This window comes from Proteiniclasticum ruminis (assembly GCF_900115135.1).
Taxonomy (GTDB): Bacteria; Bacillota; Clostridia; order Clostridiales; family Clostridiaceae; genus Proteiniclasticum; species Proteiniclasticum ruminis_A.
Window position 1 is genome coordinate 619,584 of sequence record NZ_FOVK01000001.1, and the last position, 25,973, is coordinate 645,556.

A 25,973-nucleotide genomic window follows, 5' to 3' on the forward strand; every position below is an offset into this window, starting at 1 on the left:
AGATTCAGATGCTGAAGCTGCCTTTTTTAGGCAGCTTGCGTCTTTTCACTAAGGGGGAAATATTTTGGAACAATTACTACAACAGGCAGTCAATGGCATTTCTCTTGGAAGCATCTATGCTTTGATTGCGTTAGGATACACCATGGTATATGGAATCATCAACCTGATCAACTTTGCTCACGGTGAAGTGCTTATGGTCGGTGCATATATTGGACTTTATCTCACCAGTGTTCTGGGTTTGCCTTTTCTGCCAGCGCTTCTTTTGTCCATGGTTTTGAGCGGTGTGCTGGGTATGGTCATTGAAAAGGTAGCCTACAAACCACTGAGAAACGGCACTAGAATTTCAGCACTCATTACAGCCATTGCTGTATCCCTATTCATGCAGTATGGCATGATGTATTTTGTGGGTCCTGAAAGCAGAACCTACAAAGATCTCCTGCCATCCAAGCAAATCGATGTTTTCTCCACTGGAGCACTGATTGATATTAAAAGTTTTTACATCATCTTCATTACCCTCATCATGATGCTTTTGCTGATGTACCTGACAAAGTTCACAAAGATGGGTAAATCCATGCGTGCTCTTTCTCAAGACCGGGACGCAGCAGAACTGATGGGCATCAATGTGAACCAGACCATATCCTATACTTTTTTCATCGGATCGTCTCTGGCAGGAGCTGCTGGTGTGCTTATCGGCGTATACTATAGTACAATCAATCCCCTCATGGGTGCCACTCCTGGGCTGAAAGCCTTTGTTTCTGCAGTAATCGGCGGAATCGGCATTATACCCGGAGCAGTATTTGGAGGATTTTTCCTCGGTATCGTTGAAACAGCCGTGAGCGCCTTCGGGGGTTCCTTATATAAGGATGCGGTGGCATTCTTCATTCTTATTGTCTTCTTGCTGGTAAAGCCTTCAGGACTTCTTGGCAAAAACACACAAGAGAAAGTATAGGTGATAATATGAAAAAAATCATGACGAAAAAAAACATGATCACTGCAGCTCTTATAGCAGCGGGGTATCTTCTGGTGGATCTGTTGATGAAAGCGGGAATCATTGACTCCTATATCTTTCTGAACCTTGTCAGTATCGGTCTCAACATCATCCTGGCAGTGAGCTTGAACCTCATCACGGGGTTCACCGGTCAGTTCTCACTGGGACATGCGGCATTCATGTCCATAGGCGCATATGCATCAGGAATCCTTACGGTGAAGTTTGATCTTCCATTTTCTCTGGGCATCCTTGGAGCAGCTCTTTCAGCGGCAGCAGCGGGACTTTTCATCGGCATACCAACCTTAAGACTGAAAGGTGATTATCTCGCCATTGCAACTCTCGGATTTGGAGAAATTGTACGTATTGTGGGACTGAACTCAGATTATATCGGAGGTGCCATGGGTCTTAATGACATCCCAAGATACACCAACTGGCCCTGGCTCTACAGTATGGTTCTTTTCACCATCATTGTGATTCATAACTTCATTCATTCCTATCACGGACGTGCTGTGCTCTCCATCAAAGAGGATGAACTTGCATCCACCGCCATGGGTGTTCCGGTGAGCCGTTATAAGATCCTGGTGTTTTCTATGGGAGCTTTCTTCGCAGGTATTGCTGGTGCTCTTTACGCAAACTATTTTTACTTCATCAGACCCGATTCTTTCGGCTTCATGAAGTCCATTGATATACTGGTCATCGTTGTATTGGGAGGGCTTGGCAGCATCAAGGGCTCAGTGATCAGCGCTGTGGTCTTATCTCTTCTCTCCTTGTCTTTACAAGGAATTCCTGAACTGAGAATGGTGATTTATGCTGTGATTCTGTTTATTATGATGGTCTATAAACCTCAGAATATTCTAAAAAAACTGATCCGAAAAGTATGGAAGGAGGCATAATATGGAAATTTTGGAAGTAAAGGGTCTTACGAAAGAATTTGGCGGCATCAAGGCCGTGAAGGATGTGAATCTGTCTGTCCGGAAAGACAGCATTACTGGAATCATCGGGCCGAATGGAGCAGGTAAAACAACTTTTTTCAATCTGCTCACAGGCATCTATATCCCCTCCTCCGGAGAGATTGTGTATCATCTGAAGGATACGGTTGCCGGGAAATCCATCCAACCCCAGAAGATGCCTTCTCACGGGATAGCAAGGACTTTCCAGAATATCAGACTTTTTAAGGAGATGACTGTTCTGGAGAATGTTCTTCTTGGCAATCATCCCAACTTAAAATACAGCGTTTTTTCTGCCCTTTTCAGACTTACTCCATTTTTTACCGGGGAAGAAAAAGCCGTTGGAGAAGCAATGGCTCTTCTTAAAATTTTCAACTTGGCAGACAAATGTGATGAAAAAGCTAAAAATCTGCCCTATGGAGATCAGAGAAGACTGGAAATCGCCCGTGCCATGGCTTCGAAACCAAGTCTTTTGCTTCTTGACGAACCTGCTGCAGGCATGAACCCTCAAGAGACAAAAGAACTTACCCAGCTCATCAAATGGGTGAAAGAAACCTTCCAGCTGTCTGTTATCCTCATTGAACATGACATGTCACTTGTGATGAATCTTTGTGATGATTTGTTTGTTTTTGACTATGGGAATCTCATTGCTCAAGGAACCCCTGCAGAAATACAGGTCCATCCTGAAGTGATCAAAGCCTATCTTGGAGGTGAGAATATTGCTTAAGCTGGAAAATCTCTCAGTGCATTATGGCGCCATAGAAGCACTGAAAAATCTGTCTCTTGAAGTCCACAAAGGCGAGATTGTATCTCTCATTGGTGCCAATGGTGCAGGAAAAACCACAACACTTCGGACCATATCCGGACTAGAAAGAAAGACTTCCGGAAGCATACTGTTCCAGGGAGAAGATCTTTCCAAAGTATCTTCCTCAGCCATTGTCAAAAAAGGCATCTCTCACATTCCTGAAGGAAGACGCATCTTTCCCAAAATGAGCGTAGAAGAAAACCTGGAACTGGGAGCCATCACCCGAAAAGATAAGGCTCAAGTTCAGAAAGACTTTGAGAAAGCTTACCTCCTGTTTCCAAGACTTCTCGAAAGAAAGCATCAAATTGCAGGAACCCTGTCAGGAGGAGAACAGCAGATGCTTGCCATCGCAAGAGGTCTCCTGTCAAAACCTCAGCTTCTTATTCTGGATGAACCATCCATGGGCCTTGCTCCGATCATTGTTCATGAGATCTTTGAGATCATAAAAAACATCAATGAGGAAGGCACTACGATCCTGTTAGTGGAGCAAAACGCAAATCTTGCGCTGAAAATTTCCAAACGAAGCTACATCATAAAAACTGGCACCGTAGAGACAGAAGGATTCTCGAAAGATCTTCTAGCTATGGATGAAATCCGGAAAGCATACTTGGGTGGATAAAAAGCACCCTCTGATTGAATCAATCAGAGGGTGCTTTTTCAATAAATCATATACTTTTAACGGTACGATGCCATGAAACTTTAAAGCTCCATGGATGTTTAGTGAAACAGCTTCTGAACCTCATCTAGAATCAGGTCCGCAGTCTCTTTTTTGGAAAGCTCTCCCAGTGGGATAATATCGCCAGATTTATGGTAAAGGGTCACATCATTCTGGTTTTCTCCAAATACTTTTCCATGAGAAATGTCATTGGCACAGATAAGATCCAGATTCTTCTTCTTCAGTTTCTCCAGAGCATTCTTTTCAATATCTTCAGATTCAGCGGCAAACCCCACAAGAACCTGCTGGTCCTTCTGGTCCCCTAGACTCTTCAGAATATCAAGATCCTTGATGAGTTCAAGATGAAGCGTTTCTCCTGTTTTCTTGATCTTTTCTGTAGCGTATTCCTTAACTTTATAATCAGACACCGCTGCCGCCATAATCACAGCATCCGCTTCTGAAAACCGCTCTTGAAGAGCCTTGGCCATGGCTTCATTTGTCAGTGCTTTTACAGCCTGAGCTCCTTTGGGCAGATCCTCGGTCACATGCCCATGAATGAGCGTAACTTCCGCTCCTCTTTCAAGAAGAGCCTCTGCTAATGCAATCCCCATTTTTCCAGAGGATCTGTTTGTAAGAACTCTCACTGGGTCCAGCGGAGCTTCTGTGCCCCCCGCTGTAACCAGCACACGTTTTCCAGCAAAGTCTTTCTTTGGGTAAAGAAGCGCCATGATTTCCATGAAAATATCCTGAACCAAAGCAAGTTTTCCTTCCCCCACATCACCACATGCAAGCCTTCCCTGTCCAGGGCTTACAAAAGTGTAGCCTAGAGATTTCAGTTTGTTCATATTCTCGACAACCATAGGATTGCTGTACATATTGGTATTCATCGCTGGTGCAATCAGAACCTTTGCACGGGTAGCCATGACAGATGTGGAAATAAAATCATCAGAAATGCCATGGGCCAGTTTACCGATGATATTCGCTGTAGCTGGTACCACAGCAAATACATCTGCTTTTTTCGCTAATGATATATGAGCAATTTCATACGCCTTTGGCTCATCAAACATATCTGTGATGACAGGATTCTGACTGAGACTCTGGAAAGACAGCGGTGTGACAAACTCTTGTGCAGATTTTGTCATCGCCACATCCACATTGATATTCTGCTTCCGAAGTAAAGAGACCAGCTCCAGTGCTTTATAAGCAGCGATACCACCAGTTACTCCTACCACTACATTTTTCATGACTATTTCACACCATCTTTTAGGGTTTCATATTCTATCAGTCCTGCATTGACTTCATTGACCGCCACGGTAAGAGGGTTCACACTGGTTACAGGAATCAGTGGTTCCTGTCCATCGATGATCTGTCTTGCTCTTTTGGATGTGAGTGTGACAAGTCTATATCTGTTCTCCACCTTTTCCAGCAGTTCTGTTACGGATGGTTCTATTAATGAGCTCATTATAATTCTTCCTCCTTTAAGGTTAAAATTTCATTGGTTACTCGGGTAACACGGCACCGTTCTGCACGAACAATGCACATGAGGTCACTGTATGCCTGTTCCACCGTGTGATTGGTGATGGCATAATTGTACTTGGATACATAGTTGATTTCATTGTAGGCAGATTTGAATCTTGTAAGCAAAGATTCGGGGGTTTCGCTGCCTCTGCCGATGATTCTCTTTTTCAGTTCGTTCATGGATGGGGGCAGGATAAAGATAAAAATACCTTCTGATGTGTTATCCTGAACATTCAGTGCTCCCTGAATATCAATCTCAAGAATAACATCAAATCCTTCTGCCAGCTTCTCCTCCACTTCTCTTCTTGGTGTTCCGTAATAATTGCCATATACTTCAGCATATTCGAGAAAAGCGTCCTCTTCAATCCTCTTCAGAAATTCTTCTTTCGAGACAAAGAAATAACTTTCCCCATGCACTTCCCCAGCTCGGGGTTCTCGTGTCGTCATGGACACAGAGTTCCACACATGATTCTGGCAGTGCTTTTTATATGCTTCACAAACGGTGCCTTTCCCTGCACCGGAGGGTCCTGATATCACCAGGAGAAGTCCTCTACTCATCAATACCTACCTCATCAATCACATCTTCTTTGGTCTCAAGTCTATGGGCAACAGTTTCTGGTTGAACGGCGGACAGAATAATATGGTCTGAATCCGTTACAATCACTGCCCTGGTTCTTCGGCCATAGGTTGCATCGATCAGCATCCCACGCTCTCTGGCTTCCTGGATGATTCTTTTGATTGGTGCAGATTCTGGTGATACAATGGCAACGATTTTATTGGCAGAAACGATATTTCCAAACCCAATATTCACTAAGCGGATGTTCATTTTCTCACCTCTATTCAATATTTTGCATTTGTTCTCTTATTTTCTCAATCTCATTTTTAATGGATAGCACCAGATTGGTGATCTCAATATCAACGGATTTGGACGCCATGGTATTTGCTTCCCGATTCATCTCCTGGGCAAGGAAATCCAGTTTTCTGCCCACGGGTTCCTCTTCCGCAAGAAAATTCTCCAGCTGCTCCATATGGGAGGAAAGCCTTGTCAGCTCTTCATCAATACTTGCCTTGTCTGTAAACATGGCAACTTCCAGTGCCAGTCTGGACTCATCCACAGGAACTTTCTCCAAAAGCTCTTCAATTCTCTTTTCCAGTCTTTCTTTGTAAAGCGGAATCACGAGCTTGTCGCGTTCTCTGATTCTGTCCACAAGAGCGATGATGCCCTCTTTCTTCTGCAGCATATCATTCTTCAAGGATGTACCCTCAACTTTTTTCATCTCCAGCATCTTTAGAGAAGCCTCTCTCACAGCCTCTTCAAGAAGGGACCAGATTTCTTCAATGTTCTCTTCTTTTTCCTCCGTAAAGATCACATCGGGAAATCTTGATACCAGAGAAACAGAGATATCATCTTTTAGAGAGAAGGAATCTTTAATGGAGTTCAACGCATCCACATACCCCTTCGCCAGATGAAGATTGGTCTGAACCGCCAAATCTTCTTTAGCATAATTTCTGTAGGTGATAAACACATCCAGCTTCCCTCTGGAAATCACCTTTGAGATCTCTTTTCGGACTCTATCCTCAAGAGACATCAGACTCTTCGGCATTCGAATGGAGAAATCAAGGTATCTGTGATTCACACCTCTCATTTCCACCAGAAAACTTCTTTTTTCATCCTCTGCCATTCCTCTGCCAAACCCTGTCATACTCTTTATCATAGCACACCTCCAAACATCATAGGACTAATTGCTCCACTCACTGTCTTCCATATAAAGGTCTTTTTCAAACCAGTCCCTCACATCTTCTGCTCTATGATACAGGGACAACGCTACCATAAGTTTGATCCTTGCTTTCTGTCCGGGGAGTGAATCCCCAAAGATGACGCCCATGGTTCTCAGGTGTTTACCGCCACCCTCGTAGCCATAACTTCCATATACTCTCCCTTCATAGCATCTGGACACAATGACCACATGAATCCCTTTAGAGAGCGCATACCGAATCCCTTCCACCATCTGGGGAGGTACATTGCCACGTCCGAAGGCTTCAATGACAATCCCCTTCGCCCCCTGGTCCGTGAGAAACTTCAGGTAGGATGAATCCATCCCGGCTACGGTTTTCACGAGAGCTACCGCCGTTTCCAGCACATCGATGTCTTCTACCTGTCTTACGTCATTGCTCCTGTAGTAAATCACTCTATTGTTGTCCACGATCCCAAGAGGACCGAAGGATGGAGTACGGAAGGCATTCAAAGACAGTGAGTTGGTTTTGGTCACTTCTTGTGCGGCGTTGAGTTCACCATTGAGGCACACAAGCACACCGCGCCCTCTGGACTCTTTGGAAGATGCGGTGACGATAGATTGTGCGAGGTTTGATGGACCATCATACCCTAGTTCAGATCCGGAACGCATCGCTCCAGTAAATACGATGGGTATTTCAGTATCAATGGTCAGATCAAAGAGAAAAGCTGTTTCTTCTAAAGTATCTGTACCATGGGTGATCACGACCCCATCTGGGTTTTCCTCTTCCATGATCTTCAAGGTGAAAGATCTCAGCTCCATCATCTTTTCCATGGTCATATGAGGACTGGGAAATGAACTGAAATTATAGGACTTGACTTCCGCATGCTTCTCAATCCCGGTGACCATGTGCATGATCTCCTCCCCCGTAAGGGAAGGAACCGCAGCTTTGATTTTCGGATCTACTTTCATGGAGATTGTCCCACCGTTGAATATCACAACAATTTTCTTCATACATCCGCCTCTTTCTTCTTCTCTGCAAAATACTGATAGAGATATGTTTGAATTCTTCCATTATACAGTTTCCTGTTCTTGTGGGCCTTCTTGCCAAATGTCTTTTCAAATCCTTCTAAAGCTGTGAGGATAAACATTTCATAGTCTTCATGGACCGCTTTGTCTCTTCCCATTTTCTCCATGAGCATTCTTACATGCTCATCCTCCAGAAGACGCTCCCCATAAGGAGGATTGGTGATGATGGTCACATCTTTTTCTGTGAATCTGTGCTTCATATAGTCAGAAGGCAGGAAATAAATATGTTTGAACACACCTGCTTTTTTTGCATTCATCTTCGCTGTAGAGAGTACATAAGTATCAATATCATACCCGGTAATCGGAAATTTGATATCCTTGATCTGACTTCTGGCCCCTTCACGTACTTGCGGAAAAATATCCTTTGGGAAGTTTGGCCAGGTCTCACAAACAAAATTACGCTCCATATTGGGTGCCATGTTTTTGGCAATCATAGCAGCTTCAATGAGTATCGTTCCTGATCCACAAAAAGGATCTATAAGGGGCCGATTCCCATCATAGCCAGAGATCAGCACAAGGGCTGCCGCCAGCGTCTCTTTTAGAGGTGCTTTTCCTGAATGTTCTCTGTAGCCACGTCTGTGAAGCCCTTCACCAGAGGTATCCAGTGTAAGGGTGGCTAAATCTTTTAAAAGACCGATTTCAATCTTAAAGACAGCCCCGGTCTCAGCGAACTGTTCCCGGTCGTAGGTTCTTTTCATGGACTCCACTACGGCTTTCTTAACGATGCTCTGACAGTCTGGCACACTATAGAGCTTGCTTCTCACAGATTTACCCGTCACATGCATTTTACCGCTCACGGGGATGATTTTGCCAAAATCCACTGCTTTTGTTCCCTGAAAAAGTTCTTCAAAGGACTCCGCTTTAAATTCAGCCAGTTTGATCAATACCCGTTCTGCTGTTCTCAAATGAATGTTGCATATGGCAATATCCATCTCGTCTCCATAGAACTCTACTTTTCCGTTTTCCACATGTAAGTCGTCGTATCCCAAAGCTTTCAGTTCATTGGACAATATCTTTTCAATGCCGAAGGCACAAGTGGCGATGAGTGTATACTCCATTACTGCTCTCCTTTAAGTGTCAGAGATAAAGGACAATGGTCTGACCCCATGATATGGTTGTAGATTTCCACCTCTATAATCTCAGGCAGCACGTTTTCTGATACAACAAAATAATCTATTCTCCAACCGGCATTTCTGTCTCTTGCTCTAAACCGCTGATCCCACCAGGTATAGATCACCTTATCCGGATTTTCCCTCCTGTACACATCCACATAGCCATGGCTCAAAAGCTTTGTAAACCACTCTCTTTCAATATCGAGAAATCCTGAGGTTTTTCTGTTGGACTCGGGATTTGCAAGATCTATCTCCTCATGAGCAACATTAAAATCTCCTGTTACGATGACTTTCTTGCCATTCTTTTTCAGAGAATCAAACTTCACGAGAAGATCCTCATAAAACTTCATCTTATAGGCCAGTCTTTCTTCTCCACGTCCACCATTGGGGAAATAAATACCGAAGATCGCATAGTCTCCCACATTCACCTGTAGAACCCTTCCCTCAACATCATATTCAGGTATCCCTGAACCTTTGATGATCTCATCCACAGGGATCCTTGTATAGACCGCCACGGAAGAATACCCTTTTCTTTCTCCTGAGTGCATGGTCAAGGTGTAACCCAGATCTTTGAGAAGGATTTCCTCTTCCAGCTGATGCTCTTGCATCTTTGTTTCCTGAAGAAACAGAACATCCGGATTCAGCTCCTCGACACTCTCTCTGAAGCCTTTTTTCATAATTGCCCTAAGGCCGTTGACATTCCATGATACTATTTTCATGCTACCCTTCCTTTGTGTAAATTTCCACAGCGTTTTTCCCATCAATCTCTTCGAGCATTACTTTGATCATTTCATTTCTTGACGTAGGCACATTTTTGCCCACATAATCTGCACGAATAGGCAGTTCCCGATGCCCCCGGTCAATGAGGACCGCAAGCTGAATGCTTCTTGGTCTTCCATTTGCGGTGATGGCATCCAGCGCAGCCCGCACAGTTCTTCCTGTGAACAGCACATCATCCACCAGAACCACTTTTTTATCCTTGATGGAGACTTCAATCACATCATTTTTAATTTGGGGACTCTCGTAGTCTTCCTCCAAATCATCCCGATAGAGAGTTATGTCCACACTGGCAACAGGTAGAGATACCTCTTCAAAGTTTAGAATGTTCTCTCGAATTCTTTCTGCTAGAGGCACACCTCTTCTTTTAATGCCCACAAGGACCAGGTCCTGGACGCCTTTGTTCTTTTCAACAATTTCATGGGCAATTCTCACAAGTGCCCTTTCAATGGCTTTTTCATCTAATAATGCTGCTTTAAACTCCATAGTTCTTCCGCAAAGCAAAGCTTCCGGAAATGACACCACCTTTTTATTTTGTCCGGCCATCTGCCGGTTCGCTATCCTTTTATTATACTGAAAAATCCCAGCCTAGGGCTAGGATTTGTTCATTATTTGTTAACAATATTCATATTTTATTTATATTTCTCAATCCATTCGATGAAGCTTCGCTAGAAAATCTCTGAACTCCTTATGAACGGGAGCATGAAACATCAGAAATCCTTTATTGGGGGTCTGAAAACCTAATGCAGCTGCATGGAGAAGCTGGCCCTTTACTGAGTCTTTTTTATGGCCATAGGTAAAATCTCCTACAAGCGGATGATGAATGGAAGCCATGTGAACCCTGATCTGATGGGTCCTTCCAGTCTCAAGTGAAGCCTCAATGAGGGTATAGCCTTTGTAGCGTCTGATGACTTTATAATGGGTCACTGCCCGTTTCCCGTCATGAACAATCCCCATCTTTAGCCGGTCATTCTTGGACCTTCCAAGTGGCGCATCCACAGTACCTTCTTCCTGTTTCACATTGCCATGCACCAAAGCATAATACCGTCTGATCATGCTGTGATCCTTCAGCTGATGAGACAGATAGCCATGGGCTTGATCATTTTTGGCAACAACCAGTATGCCTGTAGTATCCTTGTCGATCCTGTGTACAATTCCCGGTCTCAGCACTCCATTGATCCCCGAAAGGTCTTTCACATGGTAGAGCAGGGCATTCACCAGGGTGTCATGATAGTTCCCCACAGCAGGGTGAACCACCATACCTTTTTCCTTATCCACCACTAATAGATCTTCATCCTCGTAAAGAATCCGGATGGGAATGTCTTTCGCGGTAATTTCCAGCTCACTTAGTTCCGGCAGTTCCACAAGGATGCCTTCCTGGGACTTGATCTTGTAGGATGACTTTCTGATTTTGCCCTCCACCGTGATGCATCCATCCTCAATAAGCTTCTGAAGATAGGATCTGGAAAGATCCGGCAGTTTTTCACGAAGGTACACATCCAAGCGGAATCCTTCTTTTTCAGCCTCCACAAGATACTGTATTTCTTCCACTTAATCCACTTCCTTTATGATATAAAGAATCAGAAGCCCTGTCCCAACGGTGATACAGATATCTGCCACATTAAATGTGGGAAAGTAATAGGTATTTTTCCAGTGCCAGGAGATGAAATCCACAACAAATCCATATCGGAGCCTGTCAATGAGGTTTCCGATGGCCCCAGTTAAGATCAGTGCTGTACTGATGGTCAGGAGTTTCGTTTTCTTCTTGGTTTTCTGATACATCACAAAAAGCACCGCCATGATAATCATGGTGACAAAAGCCAGAAGATAGACTCTTCCCTGAAAAATACCAAAGGCAGCTCCTCTGTTCTCCAGGTAAGAGAAATCGAAGAACCCTTCGATGACTGTAATATCCGGCTGTCCTTTCAACCGATCAATGGCCCAGATTTTGGTGACATAATCCAGCAGCATACCCAAAATAAAAATCAAATAAATCATCTGTACCTCCATAACTCTTTTGATGTCTTCATTATTTCTTCCAGCACTTCCATTGAGATGGTCTGCTGCGCATCCGATATGGACTCGTCGGGAGCACTATGGCTTTCAATCATCAGCCCATCTGCCCCTGCCATAATCCCAGCTAAGGCCATTGGCTTCACCAGAGAACGAACTCCAGTACCATGGCTCGGATCCACAAGGACAGGCAGCCTGCAGCTCTCCTTGAGGTAAGCGACTGAATTCAGATCCAGTGTGTTTCTTGTGGTCGTTTCAAATGTCCTTATCCCACGCTCACAAAGGATCACTTTTTCATTGCCCGTGTTCAGTATATATTCTGCAGCACTGACCCACTCAGCCACAGTGGCGCTGAACCCCCTCTTGAGTACCACAGGTCTGCCAAGCTTTCCCGCTTCCTCTAGAAGTACATAGTTATACATGTTCCTGGAGCCAATCTGAATGAGATCCACAAAATCATCCACTTTATCCAGGTCACGCACATCCAGGATCTCTGTTGAAATCACAAATCCAAACTCTTTTTTGATGGTTTTCAGAATCTCAAGCCCCTCATCTTTCAAGCCTTGAAAATCATAAGGCGATGTTCTGGGCTTAAACGCGCCTCCTCTAAGGACATCTACCCCCAATGCTTTCAGCTTTGTGGCAATGTCTCTCATTGTATCCAGATTCTCCACGGAGCAAGGTCCTGAAAAAATCAAAAGATCTTCTCCCAGCACCTTCTGTCCAATATTGATTTTAACTTTTCCCTTTGATAAATCCATACTCTTTTGTATCATCTCTTACTCCATAATCTCTACTACAGCAGAACGAATCCATTCTTCTGCCACACTTTGTTTGATTTCCGGACAACCTGCTCCACGTAACAGCGTGAACCGCAGGCTGTCATCATTCTTTTTATCTTTCTTAATATAGTCCAGCAGCTTCTCCACAGGCAAATCCTCCACCACAGTCATCATGCCGAATCTTTCCATGATAGATCGGGTTTGTCTTCGGATATCACTGCGAAGCCCAAAGAGCTCCTCACTGAGTCTCAGCTCTGCCAAAAGCCCCAATGCCACGGCTTCTCCGTGGGTAAGAGTATTCGGATAAACTGCTTCAAGACCATGGGCAATGTTATGTCCAAAATTCAAAACATTCCGCTGACCCCGATCGTAAAAATCTTGTGAGACCACATCAATCTTGATTTTCAGTCCCATCTCAACATAGGGTCTTGCTTGAAGATTCTGTAGTGAAATCTCCTTCTCCAGCAGAGGAAGGATCGGCTCCTTTCCAATTAAACCATACTTCAGAATTTCTCCCATGCCGCTTTTCAGGTGTCTCTCTGGTAAGGAAGTCAAAAACTCTGTACAGATAAAAATCTCATCGGGTTTCTTGAATGTGCCGATATAGTTCTTCACACCCTTATAGTTCACTCCGCATTTTCCTCCCACTGTACTGTCACACATGGCGAGCAGTGTCGTCGGAAGAAGAATCAGGGGAATACCTCTTTTAAATGTTGCAGATGCATATCCAGCCAAATCCCCTGTAATACCTCCGCCAATGGCAATAAGAGGCTCCACAGTCTGATATTTAAACAAAAATTCATAGAGGCTTTCTATCTCCTCCAGTGTCTTTCTGGACTCTGAAGCGTCAAGCAGATAGACTTCTTTATCCTGTGTGTACTCTCTGAGTACTGGCCAGTTTTCATATACATTCCGGTCCACAACAAATAGAGCCCTTGATGGAAGTCTTTCCAAAGTGCTCTTTACAGATAAACAGAACTCTATATGTTCATTTCGAAATATATCTTCTATGCTCCTCAGTCCTTTCAAAAGTTATCTTATCACAGGAAATCTTCCTTCACAAGAAAAGAGACTTTATTTCAAAGTCTCTTTCATCTTTCTCATCCTTGAACTTCCTCAAACAACTCACCAGCATCTCCCTCTTCAAAGAGGTCTTTAGGTGTAAGTCCTGAAACCTGCATCGAGCTGGATCCTAAGGTTCCTTTTTCAATCTCCTCAGAATTTGTTTTGAAGGAGCTCATCTGACCTTCCAGGAAACTGAGGACACGCATCTTAAAATTCCCGAAGTCCATACGGTATTTTTCATATTCTCTTTTCAGCATCTCGTTTTCCCGATTTGCATTTTCTATGATTGCCTGTGCTTTTTCCTTGGCATTCTCAAGAATATGCTGTGCTTCCTTCTCAGCTTGAATCTTTGTTGCATCTGCAGTATTCTGTGCGAGTACCAGTGTACTTTGAAGCGTCTTTTCCAGGCTCGCATAATGTTCAATTTTTTCATTATATGCTTCAAGTTTATCTTTCAGACTGGCATTTTCCCTATATAGAGCTTCAAAATCCTCCACGACTTCATCCAAAAATTCATCTACTTCATCCGTGCTGTATCCTCTCATGGTTCTTTTAAACTCTTTGTTGGTAATTTCCACTGGTGTTATCTTCATGTCCACGCCCTCCTCTTACTGCTATAAAAACTTATAAAATTCCATTCTTAAGTTGCCTTTTTGCGTTTCCTTCAACACTTCTCCAACCTTAAACTTCCCTTTCCGTCTTATGGTCAAAGTGTCCTCTGGTTTCAGCTCTTTTGATTTCTCTTTACATTCCTGATAATTGAGCAGCACAAGTCCCCGATCAATGAGCTCCACTGCTTTCCCCCTGGATGTCTGTGCAAGCTCTGCAACAATCACATCCAGTCTCTTAGAAGCAACAACTGCTTCAAATTTCTGGAGTGAAGGCGTAAGCTCTTTCACTTTGTCCTCATAGGTATAGAGCTTTGTTTCTACTGAACACTTTCCTGCGGCATAAAGATGCTCCGTCACATAAGAACCCATTTCCTCAAAAACGATAACATAGGCCACATCCTGCTGCACAAATAAGTCCCCAAACTTCTCTCTCTGTATACCCAGCCCCAGCAACGCTCCCAGGTAATCCTTGTGTTCAAGCTTTACTGCAGGCTGAAGGTTCTTGATCTCCAAAATCTTCAATGGGGATAAGCCTTCCCAGTTCACAGAAAAGACTCTGCGCTCTAAAAACTCTTCTCCCAAAACGGTGATGAATCTAAACTCCTTCATCTTTTTCACAGTACTCCACACAAGGGGTGTATAGAATTCCTCTATTACAAAGGGGAACTCATAATTTCCTGCTCTTTCCAAGGCTTCGAAAAGCTTTGCCATTCTATAGGTGTCTTCATTATTGAAAGCCCTTACAAAGCTTTGTTTATCCATTACTTCCAGTTGAGAAGTCCTTTAAGTGAACTCTCTTCCTTTGCTTCTCTGGAAACTTCCACTGTGGAAGGTGACAGCACATATACCCCATTCTCCACTTCCTGAAGATCACCACCAAGAGCATAGGTTGATCCGGCGATGAAATCCAGAAGTCTCTGTGCCGTACGGGGCTCCAGTCCTGATGTGTTTACGACAACAATCTTATTGGCTTTAAGGCTGTCTGAGATCTGCGGTGCCTCATCAAAGGTATTCGGTTTGATGATATGAACCTTTGTCTGTCCGCCATGGAGATTCACCACTTTGTTTACTTCTTTTTGCTCTCTTCTTCTGCCTAAAACAGAATAGCTTTCCTTTGGAGCTTCCATCTCTTCTTCCTCATACTCTTCCTGATCGTAGTCATCATAAAGTTCTTCGTCTTCAAATCCCATCATGTTTTTAATTGAGCTTAGCATCTTTCCCATTTTACTTTCCTCCTAAAATTAAACCGTATAGTTTCTAGCGCCAAAAATTCCAGTTCCAACTCGAATCATATTTGATCCTTCCTCCATCGCTGTCACATAATCCATCGACATCCCCATACTTAGCACCTCCATGGTGAAACGTTCCTGCCTGACCTGGGACAAATCCTGAAACAGCTTGTACATCTTACGGAAGTATTGCCTGTTTTCCTCTTCACTTCCTTGAGGGATAATGGCCATAAGTCCTCTGACTCTAATATGTTTTAGATCATTTAGAAGTGTTATGAACCCTTCTAGATCATCTGTTAGGATACCAGCTTTCTGAGCCTCTTCCCCAATATTCACTTCTATCAGTGTATCCACAAGAATGCCCATTTTCTCTGCTCTTTTATTGATCTCAAGCGCTAAAGACTCCCGATCCAATGATTGAATCAAATATGTCTTGCCTAATACCTTCCGAACTTTATTGGTTTGCAGACCGCCAATCAGATGCCATCGGATGTCCTTTGGTAAAAGCTCATACTTCTCTTCCAGCTCCTGAACTTTGTTCTCACCAAAATCACGGATCCCTTCTTTATAAGCTTCCATAATCTCTTCAACGGATTTTGTCTTCGAAACGGCAACCAACGTCACGTTGTCCTTCAATGTGCTTCTAATTTCTTCTAAGTTCTTACTGATCATTGACAATAAGCACGCCTCCTATTCGTTTAATTCTTCTAGATATAATGGATATATTTCTTCAATGGAATCATCCAATGTCATGATCGGACGCTTCTCTACCGAAATCTCAATGCCTCTATGTTCCAGATTGGCAATCTGATTATACTCATTGGTAATATATGGATCGAGTCGTTCTCGGTCTCCTACCACCTTCAGAACAAACGGTGCAGGAAGCTTCTCTCCGTTGATGGAGATAAAGGCACCGCTGCAGAAGATTTCTGAAGTCTCCGTAACCCTCTGACCATTAATTTCAATGGTTTCAGCGCCATGGAGGTTCAGCTCGTTAAGAAGTTTCAGCATGTCCTCATTATGAATGATCCTAAGCCAGCTTTCCATGGATCCTGGAACTTCAGAATCCTTTGCTTCTCCATCACTCATGGTAAGAATAATACCTTCTCCCTGGACGATTTCATAACCGAGGAGTCTACTGTTTCTACTGTACTCCAGTGCCAGCTCCTCATAGATATCTTCGAAATCCTCCACATTCTCCCTATAACCTTCAAGTTTTCCTTCATACTCAAGATTTTCTTCTTTCAATCTCTCTATCTCACTCCGAAGGCTATTTCTGAGCTCTACTTTGTCTCCACGGTCCAGTTCCACTTTATAAAGGTTCATCTTGCCCGCCACCAGCGATACCATGACTGAAAGTCCTATGCCGATGACAACAGATCCTAAGAATACACTCACTCTACGCATCTTCATGAAGATACCGTTCAATCAGCATTCGTCTGATTACCGCAAAATTATTGAAGATTCTGCTGCCAAACACAATCACCGCTGCAAGGTACATGGGAATACTGAGTTGATCCCCAAAATATGTAAGGACCACGGCAATGACCCCATTGCCGAAAAAACCAGAAAGGAAAATCATCTGATCAAAATTATGCCCAAGATAAGCCTTCCATGCTCCAATGACGGAATCGAAACAGGCAAGAATCGCTACCGCCACATAAATACTGTAAACATCAGGGATTTTAACATTCAATGAGAGTCCCAGGAAAATTCCCAGCAGAAGTCCTAGAATTACAATCATGGACGCACCTCCTGCATACTGTCTGTTCTATAAGCCTTGTTATACTTAGGGATAAGAATCTGGTCTTCAGCATAAAACCTGATATCATAAAATTCCAAAGCGTAGTAGGAGAGTACTCCCTGAAAAGCCATGGCCCCTTTGAGTTTTTCAGGATCCCCAATGGCTCTTATGACTACCTCATCTCGTGGGGAGACCTTCTCATCATTTACAAGAATATAGCTGTTGTTGGCACTGGATTGGATCCCTGTCTGGATGGTTACCCTTTTGTCATTGATGCTGATGGCTTCCGCTCCTGCAAACTTCAGTTCATTGACCAGATACATCAGCTCCAAATCCGTCAGATAGTTGAAAGTCTGAGGATTAAGGCTGGCATCTGTCGGTCTTAGGGTCATCACAATTCCTGGTCCTTTGGCATCCACCATTCCCAGTAGAAGCCTTGAACGGTCGAGTTCCTGTTTAAGCAGAGCATGGGCTTCACTGGAAGAAGCAGCCGCAGTCTCGAAATTTTTCACATCCTGAAGAAGATTCCGATTCTTTTGAAGAAGTTCCTCTTTTTCCCCTTCCAAGGTGGCAATCTCCTGAAGAAGCAGCTCAGTTTCTTCTATGGTCAACGTTCGAACAGGCTCCTGTCTCTGCTGATACTGATAGGTAAGCAGAAATCCCAGTATCAGGAAAACAACTGCAACCAGCCACTGATTATTTTTCTTGTTCATGTTCATCTGTCACCTTACTCTTCATTCCCTTCTTCCTCCTGATCTTCTTCCCCTTCTCCAGAAGAGCCATCTTCTGTTGGAGTTGTGATTCTTCCTTCATCAAAAATCACAGGATCATCCGCGTATGCTAAATCCAGATATCCTTTCACTTCATCCAGATGACCTGAAAGGATGATATTGATGGCCGCATTCAGCTTCTCCTTTAATGAATCACCATATCCCAGACGAATCTCCGTATCATGGTAATACGTTTTGATGTTGGAAGACTCCGTGAGATCCAGTACTGATAATTCCACAACACTTGTATTCCTTTCATGAAGTATGACGAAGGTTTCAAGTATGCTCATTTTTTCCGGTGCATCCTCATAGATATTTGCCCCAAGTTCCGGAAGTGGTCTTGTATCAATCAATGTCACTCCCTCTATAGGATTTGCTCCCACATCCAGAAGCTGCCCAGCTTCTGTAAGAAGACTGTACACTCCATTGCTGTAATAGTTGACTTTGGCCGTATGTTCTTTTACTTTGATGGAAATGCCATTGGGGAGCACTCTTTTGATTTCTGCTGATGAAAAATAGGGATGCTTTTTCAGATGCTCAGTGATGGTCTGTGTATTCATAAGAAATATATTTTCACCGAATAACGGTCTTGCACTTTCTTCCACAAAACCTTTAGGAATCTCTATCTGACCGGATACGGTTACTTTTCCAACTGTAAAGTACGGTGCTTTCAATAGAAACACAACCCCAGCGCTTATAGCAAACATAAGAAGGACAGTAAGGATCCTTTTTCTTCTACGGCGCTTTTTGCGTTCCATCCGTTCCTGAATTTCTTTTAGGCTCACTTTCTGCCACCCCTCTTCTTGTCATAATCACACGGATTTTGACTGTCTTGAAATATTAAGCAGCACACCTACTGCAACTAAATTGACCACCAGAGATGTTCCTCCGGCACTGATAAACGGGAGGGTCACCCCCGTCACCGGGAAGGCTCCGATAACTACAGCAATATTGATGAAGGACTGCAAAGCAAAAATGGCTGTGATACCTACTGCTAGAAGTCTTCCGAACTGATCCTTTGCTTCAATGGATATGCGGATGCCTCTGTAAATAAGGATGAGAAGCAGAAGCATCAGGAAAAGTCCCCCGATAAGCCCCAGTTCTTCAACTATCACTGCAAAGATAAAATCATTCTGCGCCTCAGGCAGCCAGAAAGCTTTCAGCCTGGACATGCCAATTCCTTGTCCGAACACCCCTCCGCTGGTAAGTGCGTAGAGTGACTGAACCAGCTGATGTCCTGCCCCCTGAGCTTCTTTAAATGGATCCCCAAAATTGAGAAGTCTTGCCATACGATAAGGCTCAATCCATAGAAGAATCCCAAGACCACTGATGCCGATGGAAACGTAGGTGAAAAGCTGCAGGAACGTCCCTCCGGCTAGGAAAATCAGTATCAGTGATGTAATCACAATGATTGCTCCAATGGAAAGGTTACTCTGCAGAACAACCACAATACCTGCAAACACAATCATCATGAGAAAAACTCTGATGGTTGGTTTCCATTTTTTCCTACCCTTTAATATGTCCAGTCTTTTCAGTGTATTTGCAGCGTAGAGCACCATGGTGAATTTCGCAAGTTCTGAAGGCTGGAGAGAAAGACCTCCAAACCGGAGCCAACGGCTTGCACCTTTGACTGGTTCAAAAAGTATAACCGCCACATTCAGAACTAAAACCGCAAACACCAACAGTTTCGTTCGAGACATTGTCATAAAATGATAATCGAAATTCGATACCACAAAAATCATGACAAAAAGGCCAACAGCAGCAAAAAAACCTTGTCTTATCACATCTGAGTAGGATTCACGCCCCCGTACGATGTTCTCATAACTGGAGGCACTGTATACCATCAGAAGGCCGAACAACACCAGCGCTACAGTAACTGCAAGCAGGGTGAAATCCACTTCTCTATACTTTTTAATTTTCTTTTTGCTTTTTTTCTGTGCTTTGACTTTCGATGAAGGCAAGCCACTTCTTCCAGAAAAATCTTTTGTTCTTTCCATGACGCCTCCCTCAGCCTCTCACGTGCTATAAAACCAGGTAGGCTGCAGCCACTGCTAGTAATGTGACTGAAGCAAAAACCACAACAATTTTATTTTCTTTCCACCCCAGTGCTTCAAAGTGGTGGTGAATTGGTGCCATTTTAAAAACTCGCTTTCCTGTCTTCTTAAAAACAGCCACCTGAATTATGACAGATAAAGTTTCCACCACATAGACAATCCCCACAAGAATGAGGAGAAGCTCTGTTTTAGTCATCAGTGCAGCAATACCTACTGCACCGCCTAACGCCAGTGAACCAGTATCTCCCATAAAAACTTTGGCTGGATAACGGTTATAAAACAGGAAGGACAGAAGACCGCCTATAAGAACTGATGAAAAAAGAACAACAGGCTCCTGGCCCTGTTTCACACCAACAAGGACATAGAATATCAGAACACAAATGGTCACTGTGGAGGACAGTCCATCTATCCCATCAGTCAGATTAACCGCATTGGTCACAGCTGCAAAAAATACCACTACAAAGAGCACATAGAAGATCCCCAGTGAAACCTCAGTATTCACAAAGGGAATCCTTACTGCATCATAGTCAAATCCAAAATGAAGCACGCCTCCTGCAAGGATACCAAAAAGCAGAAGATAGGACATTTTACTTTTGGCGCTCAGTCCATCCGATGATTTTTTCTTTACTTTCAGAAAATCATCCAGAAAACCAATAAGACCAAAGGAAAGTGTCACAAATATCATGAATACTACTGTTGGATTTAGTCCAGAGAATAGAAGACCCGCAATAAGAAGAACTGAAAGAAACAGGACTCCTCCCATACTTGGTATTCCTTGTTTCACCAAGTGGGATTCAGGACCTTCCTGCCTGATGTTCTGACCAAGCTTAAAAGCTCTCAGTTTACTGATCACGTAGGGTCCCATGGCTACACCGGCAGCCATGCTGACAAAAAGTGCGATGACACTTATTTCCATTCTTCATTTCCTCCGAGTTCCTCAAGTATTGGCAGAAATCTCTCAAAGTACATTCCTCGAGATGCTTTCAGGAGCACCACGTCATCTTTCTTCAAACAGTGTTTTAGTGTATGCTGCGCTTCTTCAAAGGTATCCACTCCTACAGCTCCTTCTCCAAAAGCTTCCACCATATTTTTTTGGTATTCTCCTACGAAGAGAACCTGATCAACGCTACGCTCTTTTGCTGCAAGAGCGACAGCTTTATGCGCCTCCAATGACTCCTCCCCCAGCTCACGCATCGTCCCAAGCACTGCTACTTTCCGGCCACTGAACTGGGCAAGATAATGAAGTGCCGCTTTCATGGAATCTGGGCTTGCATTATAACAATCGTTGATTACAGTTACATGTTCGTATTTCAAGACGTCCATTCTCATGGCACTCTTCGCAACTTCCACCTCTCGAAGGTCCTGGTCCGTTATCCCCAGCTCCTTCGATATAATGTAACAGAGAATTCCATTCAGCACATTATGTCTTCCTGGTATATTTAAACGGATGACTTCTTTTGACCTATTCACTGTGAATTCTACAGAGTCTTCATGCAGCTTGATATTTTTTGCAATATAGTCTCCTTCTTTCAGACCCCCTGTAAGTATGCGGTACTTTTTGCCTGAAACAGTATTCAGATAGGGATCATCTCCATTCAGCACGAGAAGAGACTGTTCTGAGAAGAAATCCGTGATTTCCATTTTCGCTTTCAGTATGTTCTCCTGTGACCCCAAGTTCTCGATATGAGATAACCCGATATTGGTTATGATAGCATAGTCCGGCAGGGCTACCCGTGCCAGATTATGAATCTCTAAAGGAGCGCTCATGCCCATTTCCAGAACCGCATAATCATAACTGTCATCCAGTGAAAAGATCATCAGCGGGAGTCCCAGTTCATTATTATAGTTTCCAGATGTTTTAAACACCCGATATTTTTTTGAGAGCATCCCATGAAGAATATCCTTTGTGGAGGTCTTTCCAGTGGATCCTGTAATACCGATGATTTTTACAGATAAAAGAGATCTGTAGTAATGAGCAAGATCCAGAATTGCACGATAGGTGCTTTGAACCTTCAGCACAGTCTTTCCCGCTGGAATCTCTGTCAGTTCTACACCTTCAACAATGGCTACTGATGCCCCTTTTTCAAATGCATCCAGGTAGTGCTCATTTCCGTTGAAATGTTCCCCTTTAATGCCGATAAACAAAGAATCTTCCGACACAATTCTTGAATCAATAAAAACGCCCTGGAAACTGGCTTCCATATTACCATAGACTTCTGCACCCAGTTTCTCTGCAATATCTTTTATAAAAATGGTTTTCATCTTTACCTCACTACTCCATCAGTCAAAATCACTAAACTACTATAACATATTTCTTTTCCCGTTACTTTGATTAAAGAAAATAGCATGTGAAATCACATGCTATTATTGATTAACGTAAGGACAAATATTGATCCACTTCCAAGAAAATTTCACGAGCCCAAGGCGAAGCGACGATGGAACCAAAAATCTCATCCTTTGGATTATTCACAATAACAAGCACTGTAATCTTAGGGTCTTCATAAGGTGCGCCCCCGATGAAAGAAGAAATGTACTCCTCATCGGAATATTTCTGCTTTCCATTCTCGTCCGTAATGATTTTCTGTGCTGTACCTGTTTTCCCGAACACATTTATTCCTTCAATATAGGCACGGTTTGTTGGATTCTTTCCTGTTGCACCATAGAGATACTCCAGCATACTTTCCGCAGTACTTTCAGAAAGTATTGGAATCCCCTCTTCTTCATTGAGATCTTCTACAGTAATCTCTCCATTCACATCTGTAAGTTCCGCCTTTTCTGCCACATGCAGCTGGATCATCTCTCCACCATTTGCCACAGTATTCATCGCATTCAGCATTTGAACTGGCGTTACAGTCTGTGCCTGACCAAATGAAGAAGTCGCTAGATTGATTGGTGTAAGGTCTTCCAGATTAAAAATAATTCCACTTGCCTCACCAGGAAGGTCAATTCCGCTTTTCGCTCCAAACTGATACTTTTTAAGATACTCATTAAACTTTTCAGCACCAAGCCTTTGTGCAATCTGAACGGTTGCCACATTACAGGAGTTCTTTAAAACATCTGCTGCTGTTTGATCCCCATGGGCTTTGTTGTTGACGCATTTTATCCGCACTCCATTGACATAAATAAATCCGTCACAGTGGAAGTGCTCATGTTCTCCAATGACACCCTCTTCCAGTGCCGCTGAGATCGTTACAATCTTAAACGTGGAACCAGGCTCATATGAATCATTTACCGCGAAGTTACGTGATATTTCATTGAACTCATCACTGGTTTTCCCTTCAAAGGGTTTGTTCGGATCAAAGTCCGGAAGATTCACAAGCCCTAAAATGCCTCCAGTTTTAGGATCTGACACAAGTATCGTCACACTGTCGGCTTCATGCTTTTCCATGGCAGCTTCCGCTGTTTTTTCCACAATATACTGTATTTTCTCATCAATGGTGAGATACAAGTCGCTTCCATTGATGGCAGGAGTTTCAATCACATCACTATAGGGCAGTTCTCTTCTTTGTTTGTCTGTTTCCGCAATCTTGATTCCGTCTACACCCTTCAGCAGATCATCGTAATAATACTCCAGTCCCATAATACCTTCACCGTCTATATTGACAGCCCCCAGAACCTGAGCAAGATAATTGCTGTTTGGAAAATATCGGATATCATCATATCCGATGACAAGAAAATCAACATTCGCTTCATCGATATAAGCACGAAGCGCATCAATCGTATCTTTTTCAATTTTTCTCTTCAGAATGACAGAGGTACTTTCAGAAGTGAGTTTACTAAGAACCTCATCCACTTCCATCCCTAACACCTCTGCAAGAGGCGCTGCGTAATAAGAAGCCTCACGGTCTGTCTTTTCAAGCTTTCTTCTGAATGTAGCAAGATCCACATCTACACGGTAAGCATCCGTTGAAGAAGCCAGTAGAGCACCATTACGGTCTACGATGCTTCCCCTCTTGGCAGGCAGAGCCAATTTCTGCAAGATCTGACTTTGCGCCTTCGAAAGAATCTCATCACGGGCAATGACCGTGACATAAATGAGACGGGCACTCAGCCCCATAAATACCCCAAACGTTATGATAATAACCGCCCAGTATCTTGATTTCTTCATACAATCCTCATGTTCTTAATGAGCAAATTCAAAGGGAATCAGGGATAGAATTTGTTCAGAAAGACTTTTCTCTTCAGTTACAGTTACACCATCTGAAAAATGATTCACCGATAAGTCCACTTCAATATAATCTTCACGATTCACAGTCTGAAGTTCCATTTCTTTCGATTTTTCAGCAATCTCCTTAATGGAGGATGCTTTAATGATCTTGGATCTTAGATCCTCATTCAGCTTTTCAGTCTCTCTGATCTGATTCTGCATTCCCACATACTGATTCTGCAGATCATACACCATAGAACTTCTGAACAGCACAAATGCAAGCAGAACAGCCATAAAGAAAATGGAACGTCCAACACTTTTTTTCATAGCATTGTTCTGCACCGCTGTCTTTTTCTGATACTGTTCTCTTGATCTTTGAAGTTTACGTTTTTCTTCCACCTCACGTCTCTTCTGTTCTCTCTCGACGCTTGGATTCGGAACCGCATGAATATACGGAACACGTTCTGGTAGTGCCATCATCATCACACCTTTCTATCAGTCCCTAACCTATAGCTTCTCCAACACCCTGAGCTTAGCACTGCGTGATCTCGGGTTCTCTTCTATTTCTAACTCCGAGGGCAGTATAGGCTTTCTGGTAAGAATCTTTACCGTGGCTGTCTTCCCACAGACACATGGCATATTCTTTGGACAGGTACAAGGATCCATTAAATCACGATATGTATTTTTTACAATTCTGTCTTCTAAGGAGTGGAAGGTGATGATCGCCAGTCTTCCCCCTGGCTTCAACCCGTCTACCGCATCCTCTATGGTATCTTTTAAGATACTGAGTTCTCTGTTGACTTCAATTCTAATTGCCTGAAAAGTTCTTTTTGCTGGATGAGGACCTTCTCTTCTTGCTCTGGCCGGAATGGCGTTTTTTATTATTTCCACAAGTTCCAAGGTCGTATTGATTGGTTTCTCCTGCCTGGCTTTTGCTATGAACCCTGCGATTCTTTTAGCAAATTTTTCTTCTCCATAGTCCCGGATGATTCTATATATCTTTTCTTCATCATACTCATTGACTACTTCATAGGCCGAGAAAGGATCATCCTGATTCATTCTCATATCCAGAGGCGCATCCTTCATATAGGAAAAACCTCTCTCTCCCTCATCCAGCTGATAGGAAGAGACTCCAAGATCCATGAGAATTCCATCAACACCTTCAGGTGCATGGTCTTCAATGATGGACTTGATCATTTCAAAATTCGAATGAACTAATATCACATTGCTGTACTGAGATAAAATTGTCCTCGCATTATGAAGCGCATCCTGGTCCTGATCAATCCCGATCAGTTTCCCTGTCTCAACTCTTTTGAGAATCTCTTTTGAATGACCTGCTCCACCTAACGTACAGTCTACATAGGTTCCATCTTTTCTAATATTGAGAGCTTCCAGACATTCCTCCAGCAGCACAGATACATGTTTAAATTCCATACAATCACCTAAATCCCTAACTCATTCATTTTTGCCGCAATTGCATCCATATCCATGTCACTCTCGTTATACGCAGTCCACTTTTCTTTTGACCACACTTCAACACGATCCATCATACCTACACTTACTACTTCACCTTCAATACCTGCATATGAAAGCAGCGACTGCGGAATTAAAACTCTCCCCATTTTATCCGGTTCCATCTCGTTTGCTCCCGAAAAGAAGAAACGGACAAAGGCACGAACATTTTTATCGGTCATGGGCAAAGCCTTCAGTTTTTTCTCAAAAACTTCCCACTCAGATTTTGGATAAATATATAAGCAGGAATCAAGCCCTTTGGTCATGATAAATGTGTCCCCAAGACCTTCTCTGAGCTTAGCAGGAATAATTATTCTATTTTTCTTATCCATTCCATGACTAAACTCACCAATCAGCATCTTTAATCACCACTTTTTACCACTTTTCACCACTTATATGTTCATTCTACACAAAAAAATATA

General features: G+C 43.2%; 32 protein-coding genes. 4 read left to right on the plus strand and 28 right to left on the minus strand.

Going from position 1 to position 25,973, the window contains the following annotated elements; all coding sequences use genetic code 11:
• The first annotated feature begins 64 nt into the window (after positions 1-64).
• The 4 genes from BM243_RS02885 to BM243_RS02900 are packed head-to-tail and all read left to right on the plus strand — an operon-like array spanning position 65 to position 3,359.
• The gene (locus BM243_RS02885) at positions 65-949 is read left to right on the plus strand and encodes a branched-chain amino acid ABC transporter permease (RefSeq protein WP_074910086.1); all 885 of its coding nucleotides are present in this window, start codon (positions 65-67) and stop codon (positions 947-949) included.
• A gap of 8 nt (positions 950-957) precedes the next feature.
• Positions 958-1,881 carry a branched-chain amino acid ABC transporter permease gene (locus BM243_RS02890; RefSeq protein WP_074910089.1) on the plus strand — a complete coding sequence of 308 codons (924 nt, stop codon included), beginning with the start codon at positions 958-960 and terminating at the stop codon, positions 1,879-1,881.
• A 1-nt stretch (position 1,882) separates the two neighbouring features.
• Positions 1,883-2,662 (plus strand): ABC transporter ATP-binding protein, encoded by a 780-nt coding sequence (locus tag BM243_RS02895; protein ID WP_074910092.1) that lies wholly within the window; start codon positions 1,883-1,885, stop codon positions 2,660-2,662.
• The gene (locus BM243_RS02900) at positions 2,655-3,359 is read left to right on the plus strand and encodes an ABC transporter ATP-binding protein (RefSeq protein WP_074910094.1); all 705 of its coding nucleotides are present in this window, start codon (positions 2,655-2,657) and stop codon (positions 3,357-3,359) included. Before BM243_RS02895 ends, BM243_RS02900 begins: the two co-directional genes overlap by 8 nt.
• A 98-nt stretch (positions 3,360-3,457) precedes the next feature.
• Here the strand turns inward: BM243_RS02900 and coaBC are convergent, their stop codons facing one another.
• The 28 genes from coaBC to mraZ form a co-directional block, all read right to left on the minus strand.
• A complete protein-coding gene (gene coaBC / locus BM243_RS02905) occupies positions 3,458-4,639 on the minus strand; it encodes a bifunctional phosphopantothenoylcysteine decarboxylase/phosphopantothenate--cysteine ligase CoaBC (RefSeq protein ID WP_074910097.1) in 1,182 nt (393 codons plus the stop codon).
• 2 nt (positions 4,640-4,641) lie between these two features.
• Positions 4,642-4,857, minus strand: coding sequence for a DNA-directed RNA polymerase subunit omega (rpoZ, locus tag BM243_RS02910; RefSeq protein ID WP_376751687.1), 216 nt, complete (start codon positions 4,855-4,857; stop codon positions 4,642-4,644).
• Positions 4,857-5,474: a guanylate kinase gene (gene gmk / locus BM243_RS02915; protein WP_177213444.1), complete on the minus strand. Its 618-nt coding sequence runs from the start codon at positions 5,472-5,474 to the stop codon at positions 4,857-4,859. Before gmk ends, rpoZ begins: the two co-directional genes overlap by 1 nt.
• Positions 5,464-5,739, minus strand: a complete 276-nt coding sequence (gene remA / locus BM243_RS02920) for an extracellular matrix/biofilm regulator RemA (protein WP_031572863.1) — start codon at positions 5,737-5,739, stop codon at positions 5,464-5,466. The genes gmk and remA overlap by 11 nt, the downstream gene beginning before the upstream one ends.
• Before the next feature lie 10 nt (positions 5,740-5,749).
• The gene (locus BM243_RS02925; RefSeq protein WP_074910101.1) at positions 5,750-6,628 is read right to left on the minus strand and encodes a YicC/YloC family endoribonuclease; all 879 of its coding nucleotides are present in this window, start codon (positions 6,626-6,628) and stop codon (positions 5,750-5,752) included.
• A gap of 24 nt (positions 6,629-6,652) precedes the next feature.
• Complete coding sequence (locus tag BM243_RS02930) at positions 6,653-7,660, minus strand: asparaginase (RefSeq protein ID WP_074910104.1); 1,008 nt, start codon at positions 7,658-7,660, stop codon at positions 6,653-6,655.
• Positions 7,657-8,793, minus strand: a complete 1,137-nt coding sequence (locus BM243_RS02935) for a THUMP domain-containing class I SAM-dependent RNA methyltransferase (protein ID WP_074910105.1) — start codon at positions 8,791-8,793, stop codon at positions 7,657-7,659. Before BM243_RS02935 ends, BM243_RS02930 begins: the two co-directional genes overlap by 4 nt.
• A complete protein-coding gene (locus BM243_RS02940) occupies positions 8,793-9,566 on the minus strand; it encodes an exodeoxyribonuclease III (RefSeq protein WP_074910108.1) in 774 nt (257 codons plus the stop codon). Before BM243_RS02940 ends, BM243_RS02935 begins: the two co-directional genes overlap by 1 nt.
• Position 9,567: 1 nt before the next feature.
• Complete coding sequence (gene pyrR / locus BM243_RS02945; RefSeq protein ID WP_031572873.1) at positions 9,568-10,110, minus strand: bifunctional pyr operon transcriptional regulator/uracil phosphoribosyltransferase PyrR; 543 nt, start codon at positions 10,108-10,110, stop codon at positions 9,568-9,570.
• A 159-nt stretch (positions 10,111-10,269) separates the two neighbouring features.
• Positions 10,270-11,175, minus strand: a complete 906-nt coding sequence (locus BM243_RS02950; RefSeq protein ID WP_074910110.1) for an RluA family pseudouridine synthase — start codon at positions 11,173-11,175, stop codon at positions 10,270-10,272.
• Complete coding sequence (gene lspA / locus BM243_RS02955; RefSeq protein WP_074910113.1) at positions 11,176-11,622, minus strand: signal peptidase II; 447 nt, start codon at positions 11,620-11,622, stop codon at positions 11,176-11,178.
• Positions 11,619-12,413 (minus strand): 3-deoxy-7-phosphoheptulonate synthase, encoded by a 795-nt coding sequence (aroF, locus tag BM243_RS02960; RefSeq protein WP_074910115.1) that lies wholly within the window; start codon positions 12,411-12,413, stop codon positions 11,619-11,621. The genes lspA and aroF overlap by 4 nt, the downstream gene beginning before the upstream one ends.
• A 3-nt stretch (positions 12,414-12,416) precedes the next feature.
• A complete protein-coding gene (locus BM243_RS02965) occupies positions 12,417-13,373 on the minus strand; it encodes a 3-dehydroquinate synthase (RefSeq protein ID WP_177213445.1) in 957 nt (318 codons plus the stop codon).
• Between the two features lie 146 nt (positions 13,374-13,519).
• Positions 13,520-14,077, minus strand: coding sequence for a DivIVA domain-containing protein (locus tag BM243_RS02970; protein ID WP_074910121.1), 558 nt, complete (start codon positions 14,075-14,077; stop codon positions 13,520-13,522).
• Positions 14,078-14,098: 21 nt separating this feature from the next.
• The gene (locus BM243_RS02975) at positions 14,099-14,857 is read right to left on the minus strand and encodes a YlmH/Sll1252 family protein (RefSeq protein ID WP_074910123.1); all 759 of its coding nucleotides are present in this window, start codon (positions 14,855-14,857) and stop codon (positions 14,099-14,101) included.
• Positions 14,857-15,318 carry a cell division protein SepF gene (locus BM243_RS02980; RefSeq protein ID WP_074910126.1) on the minus strand — a complete coding sequence of 154 codons (462 nt, stop codon included), beginning with the start codon at positions 15,316-15,318 and terminating at the stop codon, positions 14,857-14,859. The genes BM243_RS02975 and BM243_RS02980 overlap by 1 nt, the downstream gene beginning before the upstream one ends.
• An 18-nt stretch (positions 15,319-15,336) precedes the next feature.
• Entirely contained in the window at positions 15,337-15,996 is a 660-nt protein-coding gene (locus tag BM243_RS02985) for a YggS family pyridoxal phosphate-dependent enzyme (RefSeq protein WP_074910916.1), read from the minus strand.
• Between the two features lie 18 nt (positions 15,997-16,014).
• Positions 16,015-16,737, minus strand: a complete 723-nt coding sequence (locus tag BM243_RS02990) for a DUF881 domain-containing protein (protein WP_083422569.1) — start codon at positions 16,735-16,737, stop codon at positions 16,015-16,017.
• Positions 16,724-17,068 carry a small basic family protein gene (locus BM243_RS02995; protein WP_074910132.1) on the minus strand — a complete coding sequence of 115 codons (345 nt, stop codon included), beginning with the start codon at positions 17,066-17,068 and terminating at the stop codon, positions 16,724-16,726. Before BM243_RS02995 ends, BM243_RS02990 begins: the two co-directional genes overlap by 14 nt.
• Complete coding sequence (locus BM243_RS03000) at positions 17,065-17,781, minus strand: DUF881 domain-containing protein (RefSeq protein ID WP_074910917.1); 717 nt, start codon at positions 17,779-17,781, stop codon at positions 17,065-17,067. The genes BM243_RS02995 and BM243_RS03000 overlap by 4 nt, the downstream gene beginning before the upstream one ends.
• Positions 17,782-17,795: 14 nt before the next feature.
• Complete coding sequence (locus tag BM243_RS03005) at positions 17,796-18,623, minus strand: cell division protein FtsQ/DivIB (RefSeq protein WP_074910135.1); 828 nt, start codon at positions 18,621-18,623, stop codon at positions 17,796-17,798.
• Between the two features lie 27 nt (positions 18,624-18,650).
• Complete coding sequence (gene ftsW, locus BM243_RS03010; protein WP_083422571.1) at positions 18,651-19,835, minus strand: putative lipid II flippase FtsW; 1,185 nt, start codon at positions 19,833-19,835, stop codon at positions 18,651-18,653.
• A gap of 25 nt (positions 19,836-19,860) precedes the next feature.
• The gene (mraY, locus tag BM243_RS03015) at positions 19,861-20,808 is read right to left on the minus strand and encodes a phospho-N-acetylmuramoyl-pentapeptide-transferase (protein WP_074910137.1); all 948 of its coding nucleotides are present in this window, start codon (positions 20,806-20,808) and stop codon (positions 19,861-19,863) included.
• Positions 20,799-22,154, minus strand: coding sequence for a UDP-N-acetylmuramoyl-tripeptide--D-alanyl-D-alanine ligase (locus tag BM243_RS03020; RefSeq protein WP_074910140.1), 1,356 nt, complete (start codon positions 22,152-22,154; stop codon positions 20,799-20,801). The genes mraY and BM243_RS03020 overlap by 10 nt, the downstream gene beginning before the upstream one ends.
• Before the next feature lie 109 nt (positions 22,155-22,263).
• Positions 22,264-24,000 (minus strand): peptidoglycan D,D-transpeptidase FtsI family protein, encoded by a 1,737-nt coding sequence (locus BM243_RS03025; RefSeq protein ID WP_074910142.1) that lies wholly within the window; start codon positions 23,998-24,000, stop codon positions 22,264-22,266.
• Positions 24,001-24,015: 15 nt separating this feature from the next.
• Entirely contained in the window at positions 24,016-24,516 is a 501-nt protein-coding gene (locus tag BM243_RS03030; protein ID WP_074910146.1) for a hypothetical protein, read from the minus strand.
• Positions 24,517-24,546: 30 nt separating this feature from the next.
• The gene (rsmH, locus tag BM243_RS03035) at positions 24,547-25,473 is read right to left on the minus strand and encodes a 16S rRNA (cytosine(1402)-N(4))-methyltransferase RsmH (protein ID WP_074910149.1); all 927 of its coding nucleotides are present in this window, start codon (positions 25,471-25,473) and stop codon (positions 24,547-24,549) included.
• 8 nt (positions 25,474-25,481) lie between these two features.
• Positions 25,482-25,910 (minus strand): division/cell wall cluster transcriptional repressor MraZ, encoded by a 429-nt coding sequence (mraZ, locus tag BM243_RS03040; protein WP_074910152.1) that lies wholly within the window; start codon positions 25,908-25,910, stop codon positions 25,482-25,484.
• Positions 25,911-25,973 lie beyond the last annotated feature (63 nt).

What these genes read in the sequence shown, in the direction of transcription:
- BM243_RS02890 (WP_074910089.1), top strand. Translation starts at nt 958, where the DNA reads ATGAAAAAAATCATGACGAAAAAAAACATGATCACTGCAGCTCTTATA.
- BM243_RS02895 (WP_074910092.1), top strand. Translation starts at nt 1,883, where the DNA reads ATGGAAATTTTGGAAGTAAAGGGTCTTACGAAAGAATTTGGCGGCATC.
- coaBC (WP_074910097.1), bottom strand. Translation starts at nt 4,639, where the DNA reads ATGAAAAATGTAGTGGTAGGAGTAACTGGTGGTATCGCTGCTTATAAA.
- rpoZ (WP_376751687.1), bottom strand. Translation starts at nt 4,857, where the DNA reads ATGAGCTCATTAATAGAACCATCCGTAACAGAACTGCTGGAAAAGGTG.
- remA (WP_031572863.1), bottom strand. Translation starts at nt 5,739, where the DNA reads ATGAACATCCGCTTAGTGAATATTGGGTTTGGAAATATCGTTTCTGCC.
- BM243_RS02925 (WP_074910101.1), bottom strand. Translation starts at nt 6,628, where the DNA reads ATGATAAAGAGTATGACAGGGTTTGGCAGAGGAATGGCAGAGGATGAA.
- BM243_RS02930 (WP_074910104.1), bottom strand. Translation starts at nt 7,660, where the DNA reads ATGAAGAAAATTGTTGTGATATTCAACGGTGGGACAATCTCCATGAAA.
- BM243_RS02935 (WP_074910105.1), bottom strand. Translation starts at nt 8,793, where the DNA reads ATGGAGTATACACTCATCGCCACTTGTGCCTTCGGCATTGAAAAGATA.
- BM243_RS02940 (WP_074910108.1), bottom strand. Translation starts at nt 9,566, where the DNA reads ATGAAAATAGTATCATGGAATGTCAACGGCCTTAGGGCAATTATGAAA.
- pyrR (WP_031572873.1), bottom strand. Translation starts at nt 10,110, where the DNA reads ATGGAGTTTAAAGCAGCATTATTAGATGAAAAAGCCATTGAAAGGGCA.
- lspA (WP_074910113.1), bottom strand. Translation starts at nt 11,622, where the DNA reads ATGATTTATTTGATTTTTATTTTGGGTATGCTGCTGGATTATGTCACC.
- aroF (WP_074910115.1), bottom strand. Translation starts at nt 12,413, where the DNA reads ATGATACAAAAGAGTATGGATTTATCAAAGGGAAAAGTTAAAATCAAT.
- BM243_RS02970 (WP_074910121.1), bottom strand. Translation starts at nt 14,077, where the DNA reads ATGAAGATAACACCAGTGGAAATTACCAACAAAGAGTTTAAAAGAACC.
- BM243_RS02975 (WP_074910123.1), bottom strand. Translation starts at nt 14,857, where the DNA reads ATGGATAAACAAAGCTTTGTAAGGGCTTTCAATAATGAAGACACCTAT.
- BM243_RS02980 (WP_074910126.1), bottom strand. Translation starts at nt 15,318, where the DNA reads ATGGGAAAGATGCTAAGCTCAATTAAAAACATGATGGGATTTGAAGAC.
- BM243_RS02985 (WP_074910916.1), bottom strand. Translation starts at nt 15,996, where the DNA reads ATGATCAGTAAGAACTTAGAAGAAATTAGAAGCACATTGAAGGACAAC.
- BM243_RS02990 (WP_083422569.1), bottom strand. Translation starts at nt 16,737, where the DNA reads ATGAAGATGCGTAGAGTGAGTGTATTCTTAGGATCTGTTGTCATCGGC.
- BM243_RS02995 (WP_074910132.1), bottom strand. Translation starts at nt 17,068, where the DNA reads ATGATTGTAATTCTAGGACTTCTGCTGGGAATTTTCCTGGGACTCTCA.
- BM243_RS03000 (WP_074910917.1), bottom strand. Translation starts at nt 17,781, where the DNA reads ATGAACAAGAAAAATAATCAGTGGCTGGTTGCAGTTGTTTTCCTGATA.
- ftsW (WP_083422571.1), bottom strand. Translation starts at nt 19,835, where the DNA reads ATGGAAAGAACAAAAGATTTTTCTGGAAGAAGTGGCTTGCCTTCATCG.
- mraY (WP_074910137.1), bottom strand. Translation starts at nt 20,808, where the DNA reads ATGGAAATAAGTGTCATCGCACTTTTTGTCAGCATGGCTGCCGGTGTA.
- BM243_RS03020 (WP_074910140.1), bottom strand. Translation starts at nt 22,154, where the DNA reads ATGAAAACCATTTTTATAAAAGATATTGCAGAGAAACTGGGTGCAGAA.
- BM243_RS03025 (WP_074910142.1), bottom strand. Translation starts at nt 24,000, where the DNA reads ATGAAGAAATCAAGATACTGGGCGGTTATTATCATAACGTTTGGGGTA.
- BM243_RS03030 (WP_074910146.1), bottom strand. Translation starts at nt 24,516, where the DNA reads ATGGCACTACCAGAACGTGTTCCGTATATTCATGCGGTTCCGAATCCA.
- rsmH (WP_074910149.1), bottom strand. Translation starts at nt 25,473, where the DNA reads ATGGAATTTAAACATGTATCTGTGCTGCTGGAGGAATGTCTGGAAGCT.
- mraZ (WP_074910152.1), bottom strand. Translation starts at nt 25,910, where the DNA reads ATGCTGATTGGTGAGTTTAGTCATGGAATGGATAAGAAAAATAGAATA.